The sequence below is a fragment of the Corynebacterium tardum genome, from assembly GCF_046717785.1.
In the GTDB taxonomy this organism is placed as follows: Bacteria; Actinomycetota; Actinomycetes; order Mycobacteriales; family Mycobacteriaceae; genus Corynebacterium.
Window position 1 is genome coordinate 1,432,356 of the sequence record NZ_CP177104.1, and the last position, 21,177, is coordinate 1,453,532.

Annotated in this window: 19 protein-coding genes and 1 tRNA gene; 9 read left to right on the forward strand and 11 right to left on the reverse strand. The window is 61.6% G+C overall.

Annotated elements, in window-relative coordinates; genetic code table 11:
* Nucleotides 1-32 precede the first annotated feature (32 nt).
* The 3 genes from ACLI1P_RS06865 to secA2 all read right to left on the reverse strand — a co-directional run bounded on the left by ACLI1P_RS06865 (nt 33) and on the right by secA2 (nt 3,711).
* Nucleotides 33-797, reverse strand: coding sequence for a MerR family transcriptional regulator (locus ACLI1P_RS06865; RefSeq protein WP_373692271.1), 765 nt, complete (start codon nt 795-797; stop codon nt 33-35).
* Between the two features lie 103 nt (nt 798-900).
* A complete protein-coding gene (gene odhI / locus ACLI1P_RS06870; protein ID WP_296134412.1) occupies nt 901-1,332 on the reverse strand; it encodes an oxoglutarate dehydrogenase inhibitor Odhl in 432 nt (143 codons plus the stop codon).
* Nucleotides 1,333-1,419: 87 nt separating this feature from the next.
* Complete coding sequence (gene secA2, locus ACLI1P_RS06875) at nt 1,420-3,711, reverse strand: accessory Sec system translocase SecA2 (protein ID WP_411708433.1); 2,292 nt, start codon at nt 3,709-3,711, stop codon at nt 1,420-1,422.
* A gap of 97 nt (nt 3,712-3,808) precedes the next feature.
* Here secA2 and ACLI1P_RS06880 point away from each other — a divergent pair, with 97 nt between their 5' ends.
* The 3 genes from ACLI1P_RS06880 (at nt 3,809) to ACLI1P_RS06890 (ending at nt 5,617) form a co-directional block, all read left to right on the forward strand.
* Entirely contained in the window at nt 3,809-5,011 is a 1,203-nt protein-coding gene (locus tag ACLI1P_RS06880) for an alpha/beta fold hydrolase (protein WP_411708434.1), read from the forward strand.
* A gap of 4 nt (nt 5,012-5,015) precedes the next feature.
* A complete protein-coding gene (locus ACLI1P_RS06885) occupies nt 5,016-5,414 on the forward strand; it encodes a YchJ family protein (RefSeq protein ID WP_408930548.1) in 399 nt (132 codons plus the stop codon).
* 129 nt (nt 5,415-5,543) lie between these two features.
* Nucleotides 5,544-5,617, forward strand: a tRNA-Pro gene (locus ACLI1P_RS06890).
* Between the two features lie 380 nt (nt 5,618-5,997).
* Here ACLI1P_RS06890 and ACLI1P_RS06895 read toward each other — a convergent pair.
* From ACLI1P_RS06895 to ACLI1P_RS06925, 7 genes are all read right to left on the reverse strand, one after another.
* Complete coding sequence (locus ACLI1P_RS06895) at nt 5,998-6,765, reverse strand: ATP-binding protein (RefSeq protein ID WP_251247762.1); 768 nt, start codon at nt 6,763-6,765, stop codon at nt 5,998-6,000.
* 5 nt (nt 6,766-6,770) lie between these two features.
* Nucleotides 6,771-8,405 carry an IS21 family transposase gene (gene istA / locus ACLI1P_RS06900; protein WP_411708435.1) on the reverse strand — a complete coding sequence of 545 codons (1,635 nt, stop codon included), beginning with the start codon at nt 8,403-8,405 and terminating at the stop codon, nt 6,771-6,773.
* Nucleotides 8,406-8,682: 277 nt separating this feature from the next.
* Entirely contained in the window at nt 8,683-9,192 is a 510-nt protein-coding gene (locus ACLI1P_RS06905; protein WP_408931425.1) for a GNAT family N-acetyltransferase, read from the reverse strand.
* Nucleotides 9,193-9,248: 56 nt separating this feature from the next.
* Nucleotides 9,249-9,578 (reverse strand): VOC family protein, encoded by a 330-nt coding sequence (locus tag ACLI1P_RS06910; protein WP_408931424.1) that lies wholly within the window; start codon nt 9,576-9,578, stop codon nt 9,249-9,251.
* 186 nt (nt 9,579-9,764) lie between these two features.
* Nucleotides 9,765-11,570: a hypothetical protein gene (locus ACLI1P_RS06915; protein WP_411708436.1), complete on the reverse strand. Its 1,806-nt coding sequence runs from the start codon at nt 11,568-11,570 to the stop codon at nt 9,765-9,767.
* Nucleotides 11,571-11,927: 357 nt separating this feature from the next.
* Nucleotides 11,928-13,331: a WHG domain-containing protein gene (locus ACLI1P_RS06920; protein WP_411708437.1), complete on the reverse strand. Its 1,404-nt coding sequence runs from the start codon at nt 13,329-13,331 to the stop codon at nt 11,928-11,930.
* Nucleotides 13,332-13,575: 244 nt separating this feature from the next.
* On the reverse strand, nt 13,576-13,779 hold the full coding sequence (locus ACLI1P_RS06925) for an antitoxin (protein WP_408931421.1): 204 nt from the start codon (nt 13,777-13,779) through the stop codon (nt 13,576-13,578).
* A gap of 709 nt (nt 13,780-14,488) precedes the next feature.
* Between ACLI1P_RS06925 and ACLI1P_RS06930 the strand changes: the two genes are divergently transcribed.
* Entirely contained in the window at nt 14,489-15,628 is a 1,140-nt protein-coding gene (locus ACLI1P_RS06930) for a site-specific DNA-methyltransferase (protein WP_411708438.1), read from the forward strand.
* Here ACLI1P_RS06930 and ACLI1P_RS06935 read toward each other — a convergent pair.
* Nucleotides 15,625-16,566 (reverse strand): alpha/beta hydrolase family esterase, encoded by a 942-nt coding sequence (locus tag ACLI1P_RS06935; protein WP_411708439.1) that lies wholly within the window; start codon nt 16,564-16,566, stop codon nt 15,625-15,627. The genes ACLI1P_RS06930 and ACLI1P_RS06935 overlap by 4 nt on opposite strands.
* Nucleotides 16,567-16,762: 196 nt before the next feature.
* On the opposite strand from ACLI1P_RS06935, the gene ACLI1P_RS06940 reads away from it, so the two are divergent.
* From ACLI1P_RS06940 to ACLI1P_RS06960, 5 genes are all read left to right on the forward strand, one after another.
* Nucleotides 16,763-17,593 (forward strand): class I SAM-dependent methyltransferase, encoded by an 831-nt coding sequence (locus ACLI1P_RS06940; RefSeq protein ID WP_411708440.1) that lies wholly within the window; start codon nt 16,763-16,765, stop codon nt 17,591-17,593.
* An 84-nt stretch (nt 17,594-17,677) separates the two neighbouring features.
* Nucleotides 17,678-18,613, forward strand: coding sequence for an ABC transporter ATP-binding protein (locus tag ACLI1P_RS06945; RefSeq protein ID WP_411708441.1), 936 nt, complete (start codon nt 17,678-17,680; stop codon nt 18,611-18,613).
* A gap of 9 nt (nt 18,614-18,622) precedes the next feature.
* Nucleotides 18,623-19,399, forward strand: coding sequence for an ABC transporter permease (locus ACLI1P_RS06950; protein WP_411708442.1), 777 nt, complete (start codon nt 18,623-18,625; stop codon nt 19,397-19,399).
* Nucleotides 19,399-20,502 (forward strand): sensor histidine kinase, encoded by a 1,104-nt coding sequence (locus ACLI1P_RS06955; protein ID WP_411708443.1) that lies wholly within the window; start codon nt 19,399-19,401, stop codon nt 20,500-20,502. The genes ACLI1P_RS06950 and ACLI1P_RS06955 overlap by 1 nt, the downstream gene beginning before the upstream one ends.
* Before the next feature lie 6 nt (nt 20,503-20,508).
* Nucleotides 20,509-21,117, forward strand: coding sequence for a response regulator transcription factor (locus ACLI1P_RS06960; protein WP_411708444.1), 609 nt, complete (start codon nt 20,509-20,511; stop codon nt 21,115-21,117).
* Nucleotides 21,118-21,177: the final 60 nt, after the last annotated feature.

A 21,177-nucleotide genomic window follows, 5' to 3' on the forward strand; every position in this document is an offset into this window, starting at 1 on the left:
CATTTCGTAGGCGAGCGTCCGAGCCGGTGCGGCTAGCCCTGAAACTCGTCGCGCAGCTCCGTCTTGACCAGGGTTCCGTGCAGTGACAACACCAAAGCGGCCAGCTGCTGCGAGAGCTCCTCAGCCTGCTGGGGTGCGGTATCGGACTTCGAGTGCGCCACAGGAGCAGCGACCTGGGAGATAAGATCTGCCTGGCGGCGGGCGGCGTTGCGCAGCGACTTGAGCTGGCGGGCTTCGAAGCCGAAGGACTTCAGCGCCACCGCCGCGGAGACGATGGACACGTCATCCGTGTCGAAGAAGCCAGCAGCATCAGGCGTGATGAGACCAACCTTTACTAGGTCAGCGATGTCTTCCTGGGTTGCTCCCGCCTGGTCGGCCACGTCCGCATCGGTAAGACGGCTGACCACGGGCGCACGCAGCTGCTCGGCGCTCACCAGCGCCTCGTTCTGCGCGGAGACAATGGCGGTCACCTGGCCAGAGTCCATGGCCTCCAGCTGCTCACGGATGACCTTGAGCGGCGTGTAGTGATCGCGCTGCGCGGTGAGAATATAGCGCAGCCGGTCCACGTCCTTCTGATAAAAGCGGCGGTAGCCCTTGGCCGTGCGCTCCGGCGTAATAAGCCCCTCAGCCTCCAAGAAGCGGATCTTCGACACCGTGACATCCGGGAACTGCGGTTGCAGCTGCTTGAGCATGACGCCGATGGACATCGGCTTCTGCTTGGCAGGCCGTGCCTTCGGCGTGGTGGCCTTCACCGAGGAAGGCGACGTTGCTGCGGCGGTGGACTTCGATGCGCTCACGATGGGACTAGTACTGCTTTCTCGACTTCGTTCTGATGTACCGCAGGGTGGGAAGCCGGTTGCTTCCCACCCCGCGCGGTCATGGCGTTAGAGCCAGCGGTGTTTACTGCGGAGCGATGAACACCAAGCGGAACTTGCCAATCTGGATTTCATCGCCCACCTCGAGCACCTGCGCGTTGCGCGGCTCGCGGTTGACGTAGGTGCCGTTGAGGGATCCGACATCGACGACCTCGAACTGGCCGTCCTTGGCGCGGAACTCCGCGTGGCGGCGAGACACAGTCACGTCATCCAGGAAGATATCCGCCTCCGGGTGACGGCCCGCGGTGGTGGTGGGCTGATCCAGCAGGAAGCGGGCGCCGGCGTTGGGGCCGCGCTTCACCACGAGGAGCGCCTGGCCCTCAGCCAGGTTTTCAGCGCCGGCGACGGAAGCGTCCGAGCCCGCAGCGCTACCGCTTTCCATCTCCTTGAGTAGGTCGGCGCGGAAGACAGAAGTGGTCTCCGCCTGCGGTTCCGGCGTTCCGGTGTTCTCGCTCATTTTTACCTCCGAAGTGTCGGATCGATGTTGACCCAATCTATATTAGCGACTCCGCGCCGTGCGCGATCCGCCTCAGCCCAAATTTCATTAACGGAAAATGTTGCCTATCCCCTTGAGCACGGAGTTTCCGCCACCGGACAGGGGGTTATCCGAAACCATGTACGTCCACGTTGCACTCGGGCGGGACAGGCCATGGTCCTCAAGGTGGGCGCCGTCTGCATCAATGACCACGGTCTTAAAGGTATCGACGGCGTCATCGACCGCGCGCTGCGCCAAGTCCTTGAACTCGCGCACCGCGATGCGGTGGTACTCATCGATCGGGGTTTCCCGGGCGATGGCACGCAGGTGGATCGACTCGCGCACATCGTCCATGAGCTCGAGGTGATCCGCCCAGCCTAGGTCCAGGTGGTAGAGCATGATCTCGCGGGCGGCCAGCTCGCGGGCGTGCGCGGGGACGTCGGCAAGCTCGGTGGCACGCTCCGGCGCCCGCTCCGCAAGCTCCTCCCAGGCCTGGGTGGTATCCAGCAGTTTCGCGCGGCGTTCATCGATGATGACGCGCTGATCCGCCAGCAGCTGGTTGTATTTCCACGTCTGCGCGTGGATTTCCAGCAGCTGGCCCTCGGTCACGCGCTGGCAGTGGGCTACGAAGTCGCGCACCCGTTTGGAATCGATAAGCCCCGTGTCATCGGGCCGCGCCGACAGCGATTCGTCCTCGCCGCCCTGCTTAACCACGTCGTCCTCCAAGGAGACGAAGAAGAGCGACATGCCGGGATCGCCTTGCCGGCCCGCGCGACCTCGCAGCTGGTTGTCCAGACGCGAGGAGCGGTGGCGGGAAGTGCCCAGCACGGCCAAGCCGCCCTTGTCCACCACGGCCGCACGGTCCTCTTCGTCCGCACCACCAAGTTTGATGTCGGTGCCGCGGCCGGCCATCTGCGTGGACACGGTCACGCGGCCAACGTCGCCGGCCTCGGCCACAATGCGCGCCTCGTCCTCATCGTTCTTGGCGTTGAGCACGCTGACCTCGATGCCGCGCTCCCGCAGGGCCGCAGCCAAATCCTCAGACTCGGCCACGTCGTGCGTTCCCACGAGGACCGGCTGGCCAGTGGCGTGAATATCGGCAATCTCGTCCACAATGGCCTTCGACTTTTCATCCACCGTGGCGTAGATGCGGTCCGCCTCGTCGAAGCGCTGGAGTTCGTTGTTGCGGTCGATGACGGAGACATGCAGGTCATAGAACTGGCGCAGCTGGTCGGTTGCCTCGACGGCGGTACCCGTCATGCCGCAGACCAGCGGGTAGCGGCGCATGAGCTCCTGGAGAGTAATGGTGTCGAGGATGCGCCCGCCTTCGGAAACCTCAAGGCCTTCCTTGGCTTCCACCGCTGCCTGCAGACCGTCGGGCCAGCGCTGCAGGTCGGCCACGCGGCCCCGGGAGGCGTCGATAAGCTGCAGCTTGCCGTCCGTAATGATGTAGTGGATGTCCCGGATGAGCAGCGCCTTCGCGTGCAGCGCCAAGTTGACCTTGACCAGCACGGTGCCGATGTTGTCCTCGGAGTACAGCGAATCAATGCCCAGCTCGCGCTCGACCCGTGCCGCGCCGTCATCGGTCAGCGCCACGGTGCGCCCGTCTTCCGCGATGACGTAGTCCTTTTCCTCCCGCAGGCGGGAGACCACGTTGGTGATGTGGCCGGTGGACTCTGCACCGGGACGGTTGCCGGCCAGGACGAGGGGGACCAGGGCTTCGTCGACCAGCACGGAGTCCGCCTCATCCACCAACGCCACGTCCGCCGGCGCCTGCACCGTCTGGACGCGGGAGGTGATTTGGTTATCGCGCAACACGTCAAAGCCTAGCTCGTTGACGGGGGCATAAATGATGTCCGCACGGTAGGCCTCGCGGCGCTCCTCCGGGGTCAGCTTCTCCGTCACGGAGGCCACGGTCAGGCCGAAGAACTCCACCAAGGGGCGCATCCACTCGGCGTCGCGCGCTGCCAGATAGTTGTTGACCGTCACCACGTGCACGCGCTTTCCGGTGAGCGCGAACCCCGTGGCCGCCATGGCGCCCACCAGGGTCTTGCCCTCACCCGTGGCCATCTGGATCACGTCGCCCTCCAGCAGGCGCAGGACCGCCTGGGACTGGACATTGAACGGGCGCATCCCCAGCTTGCGCTCGCTGGCTACGGCAAGGGCTGCCAGGAAGGTCGACTTTTCCGCGATTGCTCCGTCCTTGACGCATTCCCGGGCGGAGGTAGCTACCGCGCTGTCACTCAGTCTCGCGATGTCTTCCACAGCGGAGTCCGCGGCATCCACGACGGCCTTCGATTTCTTATTGTTACGCTCGGACTGCGCGCCCATAGCCTTCCAGAACCAATCGAATGCACCCATGAGCACTCCTCCATCCGTGTGCGTGAAGTCAATTCTCCCTTCGACTCTAGTCAACCCCGGTTAGCTCGCCTGCAGTTGCCCTTATATCCTTATGGGCATGCAATCCGTGAACGTGACGCTTCCCTCCAGCACTGGGACCACGATGGCTGGAACCATCGACTTTCCAGACTCCCCGCCTCAGGCCTACGCCATCTTCGCGCACTGCTTCGCCGGCTCGCGCCATACGCCAGGTGCATCCCGTGTGAGCAAGCAGCTCACCAACTTTGGAATCGCTACGCTGCGCTTTGACTTCCCCGGTCTAGGCCAGTCCGAAGGCGACTTTGCCCAGACCTGCTTTAGCCAGAACGTGGCGGATATCCAGGCCGCCGCCGAGTGGCTGGCGCAGAACTATTCCGCCCCGCAGCTACTCATGGGACACTCCCTGGGCGGCGCTGCGTCCCTCGCGGCGGCCAACGGCATCCGCTCCCTCAAGGCCGTGGCTACCATTGGCGCCCCGTTCGATCCCGCACACTCGGTGCTGCACTACGCGGACAAGATCAGTGAGGTCGACGCCAACGGCCAGGTTGAAGTCACCCTCGGCGGCCGCGAGCTGACCATCTCCCGCTACTTCCTGGAGGACCTCGCGGAGACCAACCCGGAGGCCTACCTGCCGCGTTTGCGCAAGCCTCTGTTGCTGTTGCACTCCCCCTTGGACCACACGGTGGGCATTGATAACGCGCAGAATATCTTCCTGACCACGCGCTATCCCAAGTCCCTCGTGGCTCTGGACAAGACCGACCACCTTCTGACCAAGCAGGGCTCAGCGGCGCGTGCGGCCGACCTCATTGGTGCCTGGTCGGAGCAGTTCATAGTTCCGGAGAACGTGCCCGCGCCCGTGGATGCCTCAACTGCCACGGCCATCCCCGCCGTAGGCACCCGCATGGGTGTCGTCGTGCGCAGCAACGACCATTCCGTGACCGCAGACCGCTCGAAGAAGGCGGGCGGCAAGGGCCAGGGCTTTACCGCCGAGGGCCTTCTCATGTCGGCGCTAGCGGCGGATTCCACTCAGGCCATCAAGGCGGCAGCGAAAGAGCTGAAGCTTGACGACACCTTGATGGCCGCCCTCTCCGTTACCGTCACTCACCACGGCGAGTCGGCCTTCGAGCGCAGCATTGCTCTGCCGGCCGGCCTCACGGATAACCAGCGTGGCGCGCTGGTCGCCGCCGCCACGGCCACCACCGTCGACGGATTGCTCAACGCCACTATCACCACCACGACCACTACTGCCTCTGCCACCGTTACCGCCACGGAAGCGCAGTAGCGCCATGATTGTTCTCAACCCCCTGGACCCCGGCGCCCGCTGCCCGTGCGGCACCGGTCTCACCTTCGGCGAGTGCTGCTCGCGATACCACGCGGGCACGCCCGCCCCCTCGGCAGAAGCACTCATGCGCTCCCGCTTCAGCGCCTTCGTCACCGGCGACGAGGACTACCTGCTACGCACGTGGGACCCCCAAACGCGCCCCGAGCGCCTAGATTTGGCAGATACCGGCATCCACTTCTACCGCCTCGACATTCTCGACACCGTGGCGGGCGGCCGGCTCGATGACACCGGCGTAGTGGAGTTCGAGGCCTTCTATAAAGGTGCGGCCTCAGGCTCCCAGCGTGAGCGCTCCACCTTCCGCCGCCAGGATGGCCAGTGGGTGTACTCCGCCGGGCAGTTCTAGCACCTCTCCTACTACTTCTGCGCGCGGGATCCGGCGCCCATTCGGCCCCGAAACCGGGAATGAGCAGGGATTTGTTTCATCGAATACCGCTGGTGTAATCTGTAGCAGTTGCACCGAACGGTGCGACGGCGGACTATGGCGCAGTTTGGTAGCGCACTACACTGGGGGTGTAGGGGTCGCAGGTTCAAATCCTGTTAGTCCGACAAAATTCCGGGACGGTTTTGCGAATCTAGCTTAAATCATTTGCGAAACTGCTCCGCATAGCTAAACCCACCGCGTCGATGCGGTGGGTTTAGGCGTTTTCGCCTCATGGACGATCCTAGGGGATGTTTTTCTCTAGCCCAGACAGGACGTACTGATTTCCCTTTACATCCGAAGTCTTGTTGCTTGGATAGCTCCAATGGCTCTCGGTGGCCTAGTATTAGGGGCACTCACCACTACCGCCATACCGGCCGCGCACGATCTCGGAATAGATAACCCTTTTGTCATGTTCAGAAGATTGAAATGGTAGCGGTGTGGTGAGTATCTGGTAGCGCCTGAGTGAGTATCCGGTAGCGGTGTCTCACTCAGGCGTTGTTGGTGGTTATGCGTGGGTGGTCAGTCTCATGTTTGGTCCTTCGAGTGTGATGATCTCGGCGCCGGAGACGAGTCGGTTGAGGATTGACTCGGAGATCACGGTGTCGGGGATGGACTTGTACCACTCCTGCGGGGTGAATTGTGAGGTCACAATTGTTGACACTTTGCCTTCACGCCCGGCGAGGATGTTGAGAATTTGGTGCGCGGTTGCGGCATTAATGGGTGTGGTGAGGAAGTCATCTAGGACCAGGACGTCGACGTCGTGGAGGTGTTGGATGAACTTCAGCCGTATGGGGTCATCGGGTTGTAGGACTGCTAGTTCGGCGGCGAGCATGTCGGTGCGGTAGAACCGTGCGGAGTAGTCGTTGCGGCATGCTGCTGTGATCAGTGCTTGGGCGAGGTAGGTTTTGCCGACTGAGGATTTGCCCAGGATGACAATGTTTTGGCCCAGGTGGCACCATTGTCCGTGAGCGAGTCTGCTGACTTGCTCGGGGTTGATGTTGCGGTCAGGTGTGCAGACCACGTTTTCAAGGCAAGCATCAAGGTTTGGCGATCGGGATGCTTTCAGCAGTTTGTTGATGCGTCGTTCACGCCTGGCCGCGACTTCTTTATCGAGTGCGTAAAGCACTTTTTGGGAAAACGTCCATGCGTCGAATGCGGGGTCGTTGGCGATGTCGATGACGCTTCTGCCGAAGGCAGTCATCCGCAGCGCGGTGAAGTCGGCCAGGACGGATTCATCAAGGAAGCGATCTGTTGGCGGGGTTGGTGATGACATGGGCTTTAGTTTCCTTTCTGAATGAGGTTGTCCATGCTGAACTGTTCTGCACCGCCGAGAAACGCGCCGGTGGTATCCCGGTCGGAGGGTGCTGTGCCGGTGGGCTGGTTGGTTGTGGTGCTGCGCGGGAGCTGGTCTAGACCACTAGGCCGTGTGGCGTGTTCTTTGCGTACGACGGCCATCATGTTTTTGACCGCGGTATAGGACACCGCCCGTCGGCTGTCGTCGTTGGCGGTCAGGCGCTGGCATGCCTCTTCCAGGATTGGTTTGTTGCCGTGTTTGCCCATTGACAGAACGTTTCTGCAGGACTGGTATGCCTGGGCCGGGATGGCTTTCGCCGCGATGAGTTCTTCGATGACCTTGCGTGTTGCCGGGCCGGTTTTGCTGGCTTCACGGTAAAAGTAGTCGCTTGTCCACAGTCCACGGGTGGAGTCCATTCCAGAGGGAATGTGCTCATAGTCAGTGACATAGGCCCCACGCTTTTGCGAAACCCGGTGGGTTGCCACGGTTGTTCCCTGGTCAAAGACGGTCAAGACTTGCCCGGTGATGCGTACATCGACAGTGCGGCCAACAAGCTGGTGTGGGACGGAGTAGCGCACGGTTGAAACCGTGATATGGAAATCTGGGGCCACTTTCGCGCGCTTCCACTCGGTGTGTTGCCACGGGGTTGTCGGCAGGTCAGCAAGGAGATGTTGCTCGTGTTCTTCAAAGAGATCCCTGCGGCTTGACTGCTGACTGCGAAACGGCACGGAGGTGTTGATCGCGTCGACTAAGCCCACAATCTTTCCGTTGAGCTCGTCTAAGTCAACACACTGGTGGCCATCGAGCGCGTGGATGACTTTGTGCGTGACGATCTTTACCGCAGCTTCCACATTCGCTTTATCCTTCGGCCGACGCGCACGAGTGGGAAGTGCTGCTGTGTTGTAGTGCTCCAAGAACTGCTGGTAGGTGTCGTTGACCTTCCGATTCCTATCGGCAGTGCTGATCGCGTTCGACGCCGTCGATGCGTTATCGGGTACAACAACCTGGCAGACCCCGCCGAAGTAGTCAAACGCTTGGCGGTGGGCATCAAGCCAGGACTGCTGCCGCTGGTCAACACACGCACAGGCAAACAGCATCCCTGAATACGGCAGCGAGGCGACGAAAATGCTGACTTTCTCACCCGGTGTGCCGGAAGGGGCGTACAGGCGCATTCTGGTCCCTGCCCAATCCACCTGCATCGTATGCCCTGGTGCGTGAGTGATCCGGGCGGTCAGCCCGGCCGCATCGACATGGGAGGCAACCAGCTGGCGGAACCGGTCGTAGCTGTAGTGCCGCTGGCCCGGCTGGGCGGGGGTGGTAGTGTAGCGAGCCCACAATACTTGCAGTGTCTGCTTCGCACGCCCTGTGCGTGCTTTAACGACCGCGTCAAAGTCAATCGGGACGAATTCGCCTTGCCCGCTGGTGCGTTTATCAACGAATATCTCATCCAGCTCGTCATTCGTCAACGCCGCGACCTGCTGGGCAGTGGTCAGGCCAAGGCTTCGCAGCGCTTGGTTCGCTCGGGAAATCGCGCGGTGCGAGCACCCGAGCTGGTCTTCAATCTGGCGGTAAGAACGCTTCCCTAAAAGCAGCGCCATCACCGCACGGTAATCCGTCATCAGCGGACTCCTTCCAGTACACGCCGCACCCGAGTGGTGCGACTACCGGAAGTATCATCCCGAGCGCCCTGAGCTGCTACCAGATACTCACTAAAGCGCTACCGGATAGTCACGACACTGCTACCAAATAGCCGGTCGCAACATTTTGTCAGACACAAGTCTGCCGCCGCAATGCGGTGGTTCTCTTTCGCGACTCTTTCCTACGCCGTCGCCTGCACCGTGCTAGTGCTGCAGCAGCCGCGGCCAGTAGCAATCGTGTGCGGCTTCATCGGCCTCATCACGTGCGCTGCCGGTTACGTCTCCGCAGACGAAGGGAAGTAGCAAGAAAAGGCAAGTGAATAGCAGCGGCTATCCCCACGGACGGTCGGTGAAGAATCGACCGGGGAGAGAAGAATCGACAAGCGCCGCCGTCCATCTCGTCGACATTGATCTGGATCTCCTCGACGCCCCTCCCGTGCAGCTCCGCCTCTACTACGTCCATGATGGCCGTGCCAATCCCCTGCCCGCGCAATGCCGGGCGCACGTACAGCTCCTCGAGCATGGCAACGGGGGTTTCATAGTACGGGCTAGGCCACAGCGTCAGGAATGCACAGCCGACCACGCTGTGGTTGAGGTCAGCAACGCACACCAGAACCTCGTCACGCTCCAGTAAGCGCTGAAACCGCGCAGTAAGAATCCTTAACGCTGGGCTCGCGGTATCGAATTCCGCGTTGAAGTCACGCAACAACACCGCGACGTCGTGGGCGCGCTCGCGGTGAGCGACGACTACCGTGAGTCCCTCGCGCACTCCCACCAATTGCCGGCTACCTGTTCGCGGCGTCAGGGGTGGCGCTGCCCGTGACGTTAAAGCCCACCACGAAACGGTCCCACTACCTTGCCGAAGTAGTCTCCCCACGGAGCCTGTGCGAACGGCATTGAGGCGTTGCCACCGTCTGCTGCGAGCTTGTTGTAGATGCACTCTGCTTCCTCGACAGAGACCGACTCCACCCTGAAGCTAATGTCACCCGGATTGAGCGTGTCGCGGGAGTTCTTCAGGTCATCGCCACCACTGAAGTTAAACGGTCCACGCAGGGTACCGTGCGCCACTGCGTCTCGCGGCGGGTCAAAGGGGAACTGGACGCCGTTATCCAACTGCTCACCGTAGGTCATAATCTCCAGCTCGCCGCCAAACACTCAGTGGTAATACTCAAGCATCTCGCGGGCATTGCCGGGGAAGGACACATAGACAGTGGTTATCACAGTCATGGCCCGCCATCATACGCACGACGGCGAGACTGTAGCGCAAGAAAAAAGACCTCCCCTGCTATCGAGGGGAGGTCCCATCACCGAGCGGACCGTAAGGCCGCGGATGGTGGCTCTTTAGCGCTCAGCACGCCAGGGCAGGCTGCCCTTGGGCAGGTAGCCCGTGAGGTACAGGTAGTCAGCTGCCGCCAGGATGGCCGCCGTGACACCGCCGCCTAGGATGGCTGCGAGGAAAGAGTAGCCGACCATGGATGACATGTCAGCGTCCTTGCCGTCCTTGCCGTCCTTACCGTCCTTGCCATCGATGCCGTCTACGCCGTCGTGGCCGTCGCGGCCATTCTCGCCGTCCTTACCGTCAATGCCGTCGTGGCCGTCCCGCCCGTCACGGCCATTCTCGCCGTCCTTACCGTCAATGCCGTCGCGACCGTCACGCCCGTCGCGGCCGTTCACGCCGTCCTTGCCGTCGACACCATCTTCACCGTCGCGGCCGTCGCGACCGTCACGGCCGTCGCGACCGTCACGGCCGTCGCGACCGTCGCGCCCGTCACGACCTGGCTCGCCGTCCTTACCGTCGCGACCGTCACGGCCGTCGCGCCCGTCCTGGCCGTCGGCACCGGCAACCGCAGTGGTCGTCGGCTCCATGGTGGTCTCACTGGTAGCCTCGGACGGCTCAGTGGACTCAGCGGAGGTAGAAGGCTCCGTGGAGTCTGTAGTCTCGGTCGGCTCGGTTGCCTCGGCCGACTCGCTAGACTCCGTGGTGGTCTCACTGGTAGCCTCGGACGGCTCAGTGGACTCAGACGGTTTGGTGGTCTCAGTGGGCTCAGCGGAGGTAGAAGACTCCGTGGAGTCAGTAGTCTCGGTCGGCTCGGTTGCCTCGGTTGCCTCGGTCGACTCGCTAGGCTCCGTGGTGGTGGCTTCCGTGGTCGGGTCGGCAGGGTCATCGGAAGCAACCTTCTTGCCATTGAGGATGTCAGCGCACTTCTGACCGGCCGGCGCGTTGACAGCGGCAAGTGCAGACGCAGACTTCGAAATGCCCGCCAGGGTATCCTCAATCTCCTTCTGCTGGTCACCGGAAAGCTTCAGCTCGCCTGCCGCGTTAGCACCCGGGAAGAGGCCCGCAATAGTAACGGCAGCGTTAAACACCTTAAGGATGACGGATACGCCCTTGCCAAAAGCCGCGTCGGAGAACTTAATGAGGTCGGACACCGTCTTCTTGGCCATCTCCGGGTTGTCCAGGTCCACGTCGGCGTCGGCGTTGTCGATGCGGCCGATGGCCATGCCCTGAGCACGTGCCAGGTCCCAGGTTACGGACTTGTCCTTCTCGCCCTTGCGGACCAGTTCAGCAATGCCATTCCACGAGGTGGCGCCGATCTTCTTAATGAAGTCAGCAGGGATCAGGTCCCCAACCACGGGAATTACTTCCCACACCGTCTGCAGGATCTTGTTGCCGCCGTCGTAGAATGCCTTGGCCAGCTCCAGCTTGCGCTCAAGCAGCTCGCCTTCCTTGCCCGGGGCATCGGTGATTTCGCACACCAGCTTGCCGTTCTTCTCTACAGCCTTGATTGAGACGTCCTTAGTGGAGGCTTCGGTGGTCTCAAGCTCGTCCAGAGTAGTGGGCTTGGCATTGCCAGAAGCCTCAGTAGCTTCAGTTGGCTCCGCGTCGTAGAAACTGAAGCCGCTCTCTTCACTCTCTCCCTCCAGCTCCTCAATGGCTGTATCACCGGCATTATTCGGGTCAATAAGGTTGCCGTCCTCATCGAATTCTGTGCCGTTGACGTAAACGCTCTCGGTGCCGGACTTTTCCTGGACGAACGAGGAATCAGAAGGTGCCTCATCCGCGAAGGCCTGCGGGGCGACGATTAGGGACGAAGCGGTGGCGACAGCAACAGCCGTAGCCACAATGCGGGAACGAATAGGGTGCATAGTGAAGCTTTCTTGAGTAGGGCCTTGAATTCTGCAGGTTCAAGGTAAGATCTTCCTTATTTGGGACGAAGTCACTATACAACCATGCAAATCTTATTGCCACTGTTAATAAAAGATTGGCTACCCCCAATTTAGTGTAACTCCGAGACGCAAACTTCCCGCTCAACGCATTTACATGCATCCAAAAGTAGCGGACCAGTGAACTCCCATTATGCCGATAGCAGCAAAGACGAAACTAAAGTATGACCTTTGAGGAAATAGTGGCGAAGGATTTGAGCAAAAATATTCCCTCGAACGCTAGTGAGCGTCGAGGGAAAAACACAGTGGCCAATCTAAAGCGGTGACCGCGCTGGACAGCTACTGCTCTCCACTGATGCTTCGCATCACGCCGCCAAGTTCGATGTCCATGTAGTGCGTGAGCACTTTGAAGATGTAGTCCGTCTCGTAGTCACGCAGCGGGCCCTTGGTGCTCAGCATAGCGAGGCCGTGAGCGCCTGCCCACACGGAAATCACGAGCGTGTAGAGGACCCACGGGGTGCGCGGGCCGTCTACCTCATCAATAGCTTGGCGCACGAGCGACATGATGAAACCAAAGGCCTGCCCGAACTCACTAAAGTCACGCTGGACCTCAACATCCTTGCCGGCGTTCGGAAGGAAGTCATCCTCGAAGGACATCGGCACGATGGGACCAGAGGAGATCTTGATCAGGGCATCGAAGCCCATCGGATCTGCCAGCGCGTGAGAAACGTAGCCGTAACCCGTGGCCCTGATCATTGAGATCGCGCCCGCGTCCTGCGGGACAGCCGAAACCTGTCCGGCAATGAAGTCGTAGTTGATCTTGTCTAGGTAGCGCTCCAGGTAGCTGGCCAGCTCCTGGTCACTCTCGACGAGATGCTCGGCCTCCTGGACCGTCAGGTTGGCACGGGTAGCAGCGCCACCCAAGTGGAGGCCGGTGACGCCGTGGTCCAGCACCTCCTCAATGGCACCACGCAGCAGTGCGGTTCGCGTTTCTTCCTCGGTACCGCGTGGGAAGTCCACGGCCTTATGAACAATCGGCTCCGGCTGTTCCCCATTCAGACCTCGTGGATCAGCCTTCTCCACGCGTTCACCCTTAAAGAAAGGATTGAGCCCCACGCTGAGTGTGTCCATAACGCCACTGAAGGTCTGCTTCTTTGCCGCCGGCGACAGGTAGCGCAGGATTCCCTCTGCAGCCAGCTGCGTCACGCCATGCAGGTGCGAAAAAATTGCGAGGGCAGAAAGCATGATCTCCTGCGGGTCGGACGAGCCACCTGCTTCCGCCATAGCTTCCCCGGTGAGGTCAAAGAGCAGCTCCATGATCGGGCACGGATCAGTGGCGCCGTCAGCAGCCGCAAAGTCTTCTGCATACAGGCGCGGCTTTGGTACCGATTGCGCCGCGGAGAACGCGCCGAATGCGGTGGGGTCCTCCACAGCAAAGGAGAAGTAGGCCAAGGCTGCGGCACGAAGCCTATCGATTGTCGTGGCATCTTCAGGTAGGTCTGCAAGGTGCAGATCCACTGCGGAGGTGAGAGCGTCATTCAAGCTCTCGGTGGTTGCTTCGACGAGCTGCTCATCAGAGGCAAAGTGCTCGCGCGCTTCTGCAAAGGGGACATCAACCTGGTCGGCAACTTCGCGCAGATGCACCGCGCTAATTCCCGCCTTGGCGATAACCTTCCCCGCCTGCTCAATAAGAAGCTGACGAGAGGGCTGGTTGCCCTTATCCACACCAACTGAAGTAATCACGTTTAGAAGCCTACCTACTATTCGCTCAGATTTGACTACGAATCCAACACCTTATCAAATTTAAAGTCAACACTCAGGTGGCAGTCCGGTTACGGCGGATAAAATTCCCACTACGTGGACACTAAAGACCTCGCCGCCGAAAACCACAACAGCCCCACTCTCCTCTCGGAGACGGGGGCTGCGCTATGCGACAGGCTGGGGGTACTCCACCCAGATGCCACTTGCTGAGGGGTGATACCCGTAGTTAGTTCTGCTCCTCCGGAGCACCCTCGGCACCTGCGTTGCCAATGCGGTCGTCCAGCTGATCGCGAGCAGAGTCGATCTTGTCAGCTTTGTCCTCACCCAGCTTGCTCTTAGCCAAGTCTGCACCCTTGTCCAGAGCGCCGTCTGAAATCTTCTCGCCCTTGTCAGTGTTCAGAGCGTCCTTTGCCTTGTCGAAGATACCCAATGTGTATCGTCCTTTCTCCTAATTTCGTTTCTCATCAGCCGCAGCCAACTTGCCTGCAGCTGGCCCCTATAGACAGTGAGCCAGTGAGACCTAGCCGGTCTGAGCCACTGCTGTGCGGGCCACGTCACCCACCGTACCGACAGACCTAAATCTTCGCCATAAAATCTATACGTGCCCGCTGTCAGTTTTGACCACCGGAGGGATAGCAAAAGAACCTGAGAGTTTTTAAGCCCTTCATCGAAAGGTTACCCCCTCTCGCTACCCCGTCGGGGCCATTACGTGAGCTCGCAATGATCGGCAATCTCAGTACGCTTTTAAGTTTGAATATCGTTCGCTAAAGTTACCATTCCGTAACTAGTGCCTGTCGTTGCGCGTCCCTGTAGAGCTGACGGGGTGGCTACAGGAGCTCTTCTACGAGGTCTCGCGCCAGTCGTTCACACCACCGCGCAGCGCGTAAGCTACCCTGATTCACAACACAATTCCGTTGTTAACGTCCGACGTACAACCCTGAAAAAACTCCGAAAACCCCTTCGCCGCCACCATGCACAGCTCGCCTGCTTCTCCTGCCCCGCACTCTTCTTCACTGGGGTCCCCGTACTTTGGCCTCACGTGGCTGGGGAAGGAAGCCGCGAGAGCGGAGGCCCAGCGTCCCCTGGATGCCACATACTTCGAAGAGACTGATCCGCAGGACGCACCGAATTCTGTCACCGTGTCCGACAACTTGGATGCGCTCAAGCATTTCCGCGCCGAAGGATTCCACGCCGACGTCATCTATATTGACCCGCCCTATAACACGGGCAAAGACTTCGTCTACCACGACAATTTTCGCCAGCGGCGCGAGATACGGTCCGAGAACTTTGGCCAATGGCACGCTCACTGGCTCTCTATGATGCTCCCCCGCCTCATCGTGGCGCGCGAGGTGCTCGCAGACACCGGCTTCATCTTCGTCTCCATTGGAGAATCCGAATGCGCGCACCTGCGGCTAGTCATGGATGAAGTCTTTGGTGAAGACTGCTTCGCCGGACAGATGATCTGGAAGAAGGGCGGCACCGGCAAGAACGACTCCAAGTACGCCGTGCTTGAGCACGAGTACGTGCTGTGTTACGCTAAGTCCCCCGCCAACCCTGGCTTCAACGTCGATCCCCAGGGGCATACGTCGACTCGTTACAACCATAGTGACGACAAAGGTAACTATTCCCTCGTACGCCTTGACTCGAAAACGTTGGGCTATCTTCCCTCCCTGGATTTTCCCATCACGGATCCGCAGGGCCGGGAGTACTGGCCGCACCAGCCGCTGGGCAAGACTCACGTGGCTCGCTGGCGCTGGGGCCGCGACAAGGTGGCGGAGCGCTACGACGAGCTGGTCTTCCGCCGCGGGTTTGTCTATACCAAGAACTATGAGAAGAAGGGCGCACGCCCGCGTTCCATTCTGGATGGCGAGCGTTTCGGGGTGACCCGCTCGGGCCGGCGCGACGCCGAGCAGGCGCTGGGTGTTGCCGGGGTTTTCGATTTTCCCAAGCCGGTACGCCTGATCAAGCACCTCATTGCCATCGCGGGCGGGAAGGACGCGGTGGTGCTGGACTTTTTTGCAGGTTCCGGGACAACTGCCCAGGCTGTCGCCGAGCTCAACCGCGAAGACGGCGGCGAGCGCAGCGTGCATCTGGTGCAGATAGCGCAGCCCACCGGGAAGGATAGTGCCGCCTACGCTGCGGGTTTTCGCACCGTGGCAGATATTTGTCTAGCTCGAGTATCAGCACTGGAGGGCATGTCCTTCCGGCAGGTTCGCCTCACCGGAGCCGCCACCGGCGGCGCAGACAAGCGCGGTACACACAGCGCCTGCCAGGACTAGGGCGCCTCGCGCGTCGTCGATGCCGTAGCGCCCTCTTGCTTGGTGTTCGCCGGGCGGCCGGGAATGCCGAAGAAGTCCAGCACCGCATCGGTGGCAAAGCCTGGACCGACTTCAATGTGCCGAGTATTGAATCCGCCCGGCCAGATATGGGACCCGCCCTCGATGCGAATGTGCTGCAGCGGGGCTTCGCAGCCAATCCAGGTTTCCTTCTCCGCGCCGTTGGCGAGGCGAACGCTTTCCACCTTGCCCGAGCACCTATTGCGCCTTTCGTGCTCGTGCAGAACCTCCTTCACGGACGCATACGGGGTCTCGTGCCGCACTCCGCCGTCGTAGCTGACCACCGGATCTTTGGTGCCGTGGAGGTCCAGCCGCCCCACCGGTCTATCCGTGCATCCATCGTGGATGCCCTCGTAGTAGGCCGCCGACACCGTGGCGACGGAGTGGAAGGTTTCCGGCATGCGGCAGGCCAAGAAGGCCGCGAAGCCTCCGCCGTTGGACATGCCCGCGGCAAAGATTTCATTATCGTTCACCCGGTACGTCGACCGCAGCCCATCCACCATGTCGTGAACGAACTGCAAGTCCTCATCGGTGCTCGTCTTGGCATAGGGCGCCGGTGACCACGCACCGTCCACGCCGAGGGGATAGGCCACGATGGCCCGGGAGTCAGAAAAGCCTGTGTTGACCTCCAGGCTTTCAGTTGTTTCATTCCAGCCGTGGAAGACCAGAATGATCGGCCACGAGCGCTCCGGGGTGTAGCCCTCCGGGACGTGCAGCAGGAAGGTGCGGCCCGATGCCAGCTGCATCTTCTTGGTGTGTCCTGGTTCTGGTCCCACCAGCGGTGTCGACAGTGGAATGCCCAAGTCATTGGTCCAGGCCGTGGACGGCTGCGACTGCTCAAGAGGGCTGTCTTCGCTGCTGCCGCAGGATGCCACAGCCATGGCGCACGCGGTAGCGGAGGCCGCCGCGAGTAGGCGGAATGACCGGCACCGTGGCCGCTGCATGCTGGCTGCGCCTTCACGCATCACGCACCACCCACTCTCTTTTCACATCTGTCGTACCACTGCTGCTCTAACGTAACAGCTCCGCGCCCGCGCTTCCGCGCGCCGAAGCAAGCGCGGTAAGTTTAACAGCGCTATGAATTCCGAGCCGCCTCAGACCCCTCGTACTTCCCATCCGCTGCCCCAGCACTACCCCAGCTACCGCCCGGCCTCGGAGAAGGAGGGACCGACGTTTCGCACGTCGGAGCTCCGCGCGCGCTCGGCGCGAGCCTTTGAGCACGGCGCCGATACGTACGATGATGTGCGGCCGGGGTACCCGGGAGACGTCGCCAAGCTCATTGCGTCCGCGCACTCTGTGCTCGACGTCGGTGCCGGTACCGGCAAGCTCACCGCGACGCTGGACAACCCCATGGTCTTCGCCAGCGATCCTTCCCCCGACATGACGCGGGTACTCGCTGAGCTGAGCGTGCCGTGTTGGCGAGCCACCGCCGAAGACACCGCGCTTGCCGGCGGCAGCGTTGACGCCATCACCTGCGCCCAGACCTGGCATTGGGTAGACGTGGAGCGCGCCTGCGCCGAGTTCGACCGTGTTCTGACGCCGGGTGGGAAAGTGCTCCTAGTGTGGAACACGCTGGACGTGGGTGCTGACCCGTGGATTCTGCGGCTGGCGCGCATCATGCACTCCGGCGACGTGCAGCGCCCCGGCTTTTATCCCACCATTGCCGCCCCGTGGGAAGTGCGTGATGAGCTCCGCCTGACCTGGGAACATTTCCTCACCCCGGAGCAGCTGCATCAACTGATGCATACGCGCTCCTACTGGCTGCGCAACGAGAGCACGATTCATGAGCGCATGACGTACAACCTCAACTGGTACCTCTTCGAGCACATGGGCTTTCAGCCCGGACAGAAGCTGGCCATCCCGTACCGCACGGACGCCTTCGTGCTGGCACGCACCGGAGAAGAGTAGCCGGGGCATCCCATGACACCTGTCATGCCAAAGTGATGACGCGGGGCCTACGTGGTGTCTACCTGCCCTTCCTAGCGTGAAGGTATGGACACACAGACCTCACTGTCGGCCATCTGCGCATCCGGCATCACCAAGACTTTTCACGCTTCCTCCCGCGCTCCTGTGCGTGCGCTTCACGACGTCTCCCTTACCCTCCCGCGCGGACAAATCACCGGCTTGCTGGGCACTAATGGCGCCGGCAAGTCCACTCTCATCGACCTCATCTTGGGGCTCACCTCCCCCACCGCAGGCGTCATTGAGGTCCTCGGTGATACCCCACGCAACGCCATCGCCCGCGGCCGCGTTGGCGCGGTGTTGCAGACCGGCGGCCTCCTGCCAGATATCACCGTCAAGGAAACCCTGGAACTCATCGGCGCCACCTTCCCCACCCGGCGCGCCTATGCGGACATCATTGAGCGCGCGGAGCTCGGTGACCTCCTCTCGCGGCGGGTAGGTCGATGCTCCGGCGGCGAACAGCAGCGCCTGCGCTTTGGGCTAGCTCTCCTCGGCGACCCTGAGCTGTTGCTTCTCGACGAACCCACGGCCGGCATGGACGCCAGCGCCCGCCGGCACTTCTGGGAGTCCATGCGCAGCGAAGCCCGCGCCGGGCGCACCATCCTGTTCACCACGCACTACCTGGAGGAGGCCGACGCCTTTGCCCAGCGCATCATCATGCTAGACAAAGGGCAGATCCGCGCCGATGGCACCACTGAGGAGATCCGCGACGCTCATGCGACGCGCACCGTGCGCGCGACCTTTCCTGCGGGGGTGCCCACCAGCATCCTGAGCGCCCCGCTGCCCGGCGCGCTCCACCGGGAGCACACCGCCACCGGTCTCACCATCACCACCCGTGACTCGGACGCAGTAGCGCGCTACCTGCTTACCCAAACCAACGCGTACGACATCACGATAAGCGCCCACAGCCTGGAGGAGTCCTTCATGGAGCTCTCCAGCGCCGGGCCCGACAACTCAACCCGATAAGGAGTGCCCATGCTTCATACCTCGACCACTCTGCGCTACGCTGTCCTCGATCTCAAGCGGCTCCGCCGAGACATGCCTACGCTCTTTTTCAGCGTTGGCCTTCCGGTGGTCTTCTATGTCCTCTTCGGCGCCATGCAGGATTACGGCGACGTCGAGTTCAATGGCGGCAACGTCGCTGCCCTCGTCATGATTGGTATGGCCCTCTATGCCGGCGCCACGGGCGCGGTGGGGGCTGCGGGGGCGATAGTGGCCCAGCATCGCACCGGCTGGGGCCGGCAGCTAGCGCTGACTCCCCTGCGCCCCTCCCAGCTGGCGTGGGCCAGCTGCCTCAACATCGCAGTACGGGCTCTTTTGCCCGTGACCACTGTCTTCGTCACCGGAGCGCTCACCAAGGCCAGTATGCAGCCAGAGCAGTGGCTAGTGTCCTTCCTCCTTACGTTGGCGTGCGCCATTCCGTTCGGAATCTACGGCATGGCCTGCACCATGCTCATCCCCTCGGAGAACACCGTCTCGATTGCGTCCTCAAGCATCGTCATCCTGGCCTTCGCCGGAAACGTCTTCATGCCGCTCAAGGAATCTATCCTGAGCCTCGGCCGTTTTAGTCCCATGTACGGCGCCCAGGCCCTTGCCCGCTGGCCGCTGTCTGACGGGGCCCAGATGGTCGACAGCGAGCATCCCTTTATCGACGATCCGCTGTGGTACGCATGCGTTAACATCGCTGTATGGACAGTGGTTTTCGCCGGGATGTGCCTGCTCCTTCGCCAACGCGACAAGGCCCGCGCCTGATGAAACACTTCGCGCTTCGCAACGCGGCATTCGCGGCCATCTGGCTCATCTTTCTCCTCCCGGCTTTCCTGCAGGTTCTGGTGCTGCCCGACTATTCTTCCGCACAACGCGTCTGGGCCGCTATCATCACGTTCGCCTTCGCCGCCGCTTACTTCCTTTCCTTCGGCAGCCTTCAGTCTTGGCCGCGCGGCTGGTCACAACGCCAGCGGGTGGCGCTTCGCTGGGTGCTTCTCGCCGTGCTCGCGCTTGCCGCTATCCCCGCCTACGGCGTCTGGACGGTCGTCTTCTTGCCATATCTCGGGGCTATCATCGCCTACACCCAGCCGCTTACGGTGGCGGGAACCATCGTTGCGCTCACCGGCTGTGCCGCCAGCATTCCTGCGTGGTACTTCGGCCGTCCCGTCTTTGTCTCCCTCTCCCTGATCATCTTTGGCTGGCCGCTGTTCATCGTAGTGCTGGGTGCCCTGTCGCAGCGCAGCGATACCGAAACGGCCCTGCGCCACGACTTGGCGCTCGCGCAGCAGCGCGAGAACATCGCCTCCGATATTCATGATCTGCTTGGCCACACGCTGACCGCTATCAACCTCAAAGCTGAGGTGGCGCGACGGTATCTGGAGCGCGATCCCGCACACGCCGCCAGCGAGTTGGAAGAAATCAGTTCCCTGTCGCGGCGCTCCCTTGCTGAGGTCCGTTCCACCGTCACGCGCATGAAGAACCCCACCTTTGCCGGCGAAGTTCAGGCGGCACGCCGCATCCTCGATACAGCAGGAATCCGAGCCCACATCCCAGAGAATTTCCCGCACCCATCATGCAACGAAGACGTGTTCTCCTGGGGGCTGCGTGAACTTACCACCAACGTGGTGCGCCACTCGGGCGCTAAACACTGCTGGGTATTCCTCGCTGCGGACTCCCTCCAGGTTTCGGACGACGGTGGCGGATTCACGGATGATGCCGCGCGCGCCCTGGCCTCCGGACTCACGGGTCTTGCAGGCTTGCGCCGCCGCGCAGAGGACGCCGGTGGTACGGTCATTATCCAACGCTCCGGTAGTGTCACCTCCGTGCTCGTCACTTTCAGCAGCGACCATACTGTGCAGGAGGTTTAAGCAACCATGACCGCGCTCATCCGGGTTCTCATCGCCGAAGACCAATCGCTCGTCCGCGGCGCCCTCACCGCGCTCCTTAACACCGAGCCGGACATGGAGGTCGTGGCCGAATGCTCTTCCGGAGTGGAAGTTGCACGCCTCGCGGCCGAGCGTAGCGTCGACGTAGCGCTGCTTGATATTGAGATGCCCGGCATGAATGGCATCGATGCGGCGCAGACCCTGGACGGCTCTGCCTGCCGCAGCCTTATCGTCACGACTTTCGGGCGCGCCGGCTACGTCAAGCGAGCCCTCGACGCGGGCGTCGACGGCTTCTTAGTCAAAGACACTCCCCCGGACCAGCTGGCGGACGCCATCCGCCGCGTCCACTCCGGCCTGCGCGTCATCGATCCGCAGCTGGCCCAGGACATCCTCTTCAGCCCCGACAATCCTCTCACCGAACGCGAAATCGATGTCTGCCGCCTCCTCGTTCGCGGTGCCGGCTCTGCCGATATCGCGAGCTCGCTGCACCTTAGCGGCGGCACGGTACGCAACCATATCTCCGCCGTCATGTCCAAGACTGGAGCGAGCAACCGCTTCGAGGCCGCCCGCCGCGCTGAAACCAACGGCTGGATCTAGGCCCCTCTACGCAAATCCCCAGACCTAGAACCCGAAACTCGCTGGTGGCCGGTGAGACGT

Bases quoted from the DNA above. Each gene is read 5' to 3' on its own strand.
- istA (WP_411708435.1), bottom strand. From the start codon at position 8,405: ATGACGGATTACCGTGCGGTGATGGCGCTGCTTTTAGGGAAGCGTTCT.
- ACLI1P_RS06885 (WP_408930548.1), top strand. From the start codon at position 5,016: ATGATTGTTCTCAACCCCCTGGACCCCGGCGCCCGCTGCCCGTGCGGC.
- ACLI1P_RS06935 (WP_411708439.1), bottom strand. From the start codon at position 16,566: ATGGCTGTGGCATCCTGCGGCAGCAGCGAAGACAGCCCTCTTGAGCAG.
- secA2 (WP_411708433.1), bottom strand. From the start codon at position 3,711: ATGGGTGCATTCGATTGGTTCTGGAAGGCTATGGGCGCGCAGTCCGAG.
- ACLI1P_RS06950 (WP_411708442.1), top strand. From the start codon at position 18,623: ATGCTTCATACCTCGACCACTCTGCGCTACGCTGTCCTCGATCTCAAG.
- ACLI1P_RS06895 (WP_251247762.1), bottom strand. From the start codon at position 6,765: ATGTCATCACCAACCCCGCCAACAGATCGCTTCCTTGATGAATCCGTC.
- ACLI1P_RS06945 (WP_411708441.1), top strand. From the start codon at position 17,678: ATGGACACACAGACCTCACTGTCGGCCATCTGCGCATCCGGCATCACC.
- ACLI1P_RS06915 (WP_411708436.1), bottom strand. From the start codon at position 11,570: ATGCACCCTATTCGTTCCCGCATTGTGGCTACGGCTGTTGCTGTCGCC.
- ACLI1P_RS06960 (WP_411708444.1), top strand. From the start codon at position 20,509: ATGACCGCGCTCATCCGGGTTCTCATCGCCGAAGACCAATCGCTCGTC.
- ACLI1P_RS06940 (WP_411708440.1), top strand. From the start codon at position 16,763: ATGAATTCCGAGCCGCCTCAGACCCCTCGTACTTCCCATCCGCTGCCC.
- odhI (WP_296134412.1), bottom strand. From the start codon at position 1,332: ATGAGCGAGAACACCGGAACGCCGGAACCGCAGGCGGAGACCACTTCT.
- ACLI1P_RS06955 (WP_411708443.1), top strand. From the start codon at position 19,399: ATGAAACACTTCGCGCTTCGCAACGCGGCATTCGCGGCCATCTGGCTC.
- ACLI1P_RS06880 (WP_411708434.1), top strand. From the start codon at position 3,809: ATGCAATCCGTGAACGTGACGCTTCCCTCCAGCACTGGGACCACGATG.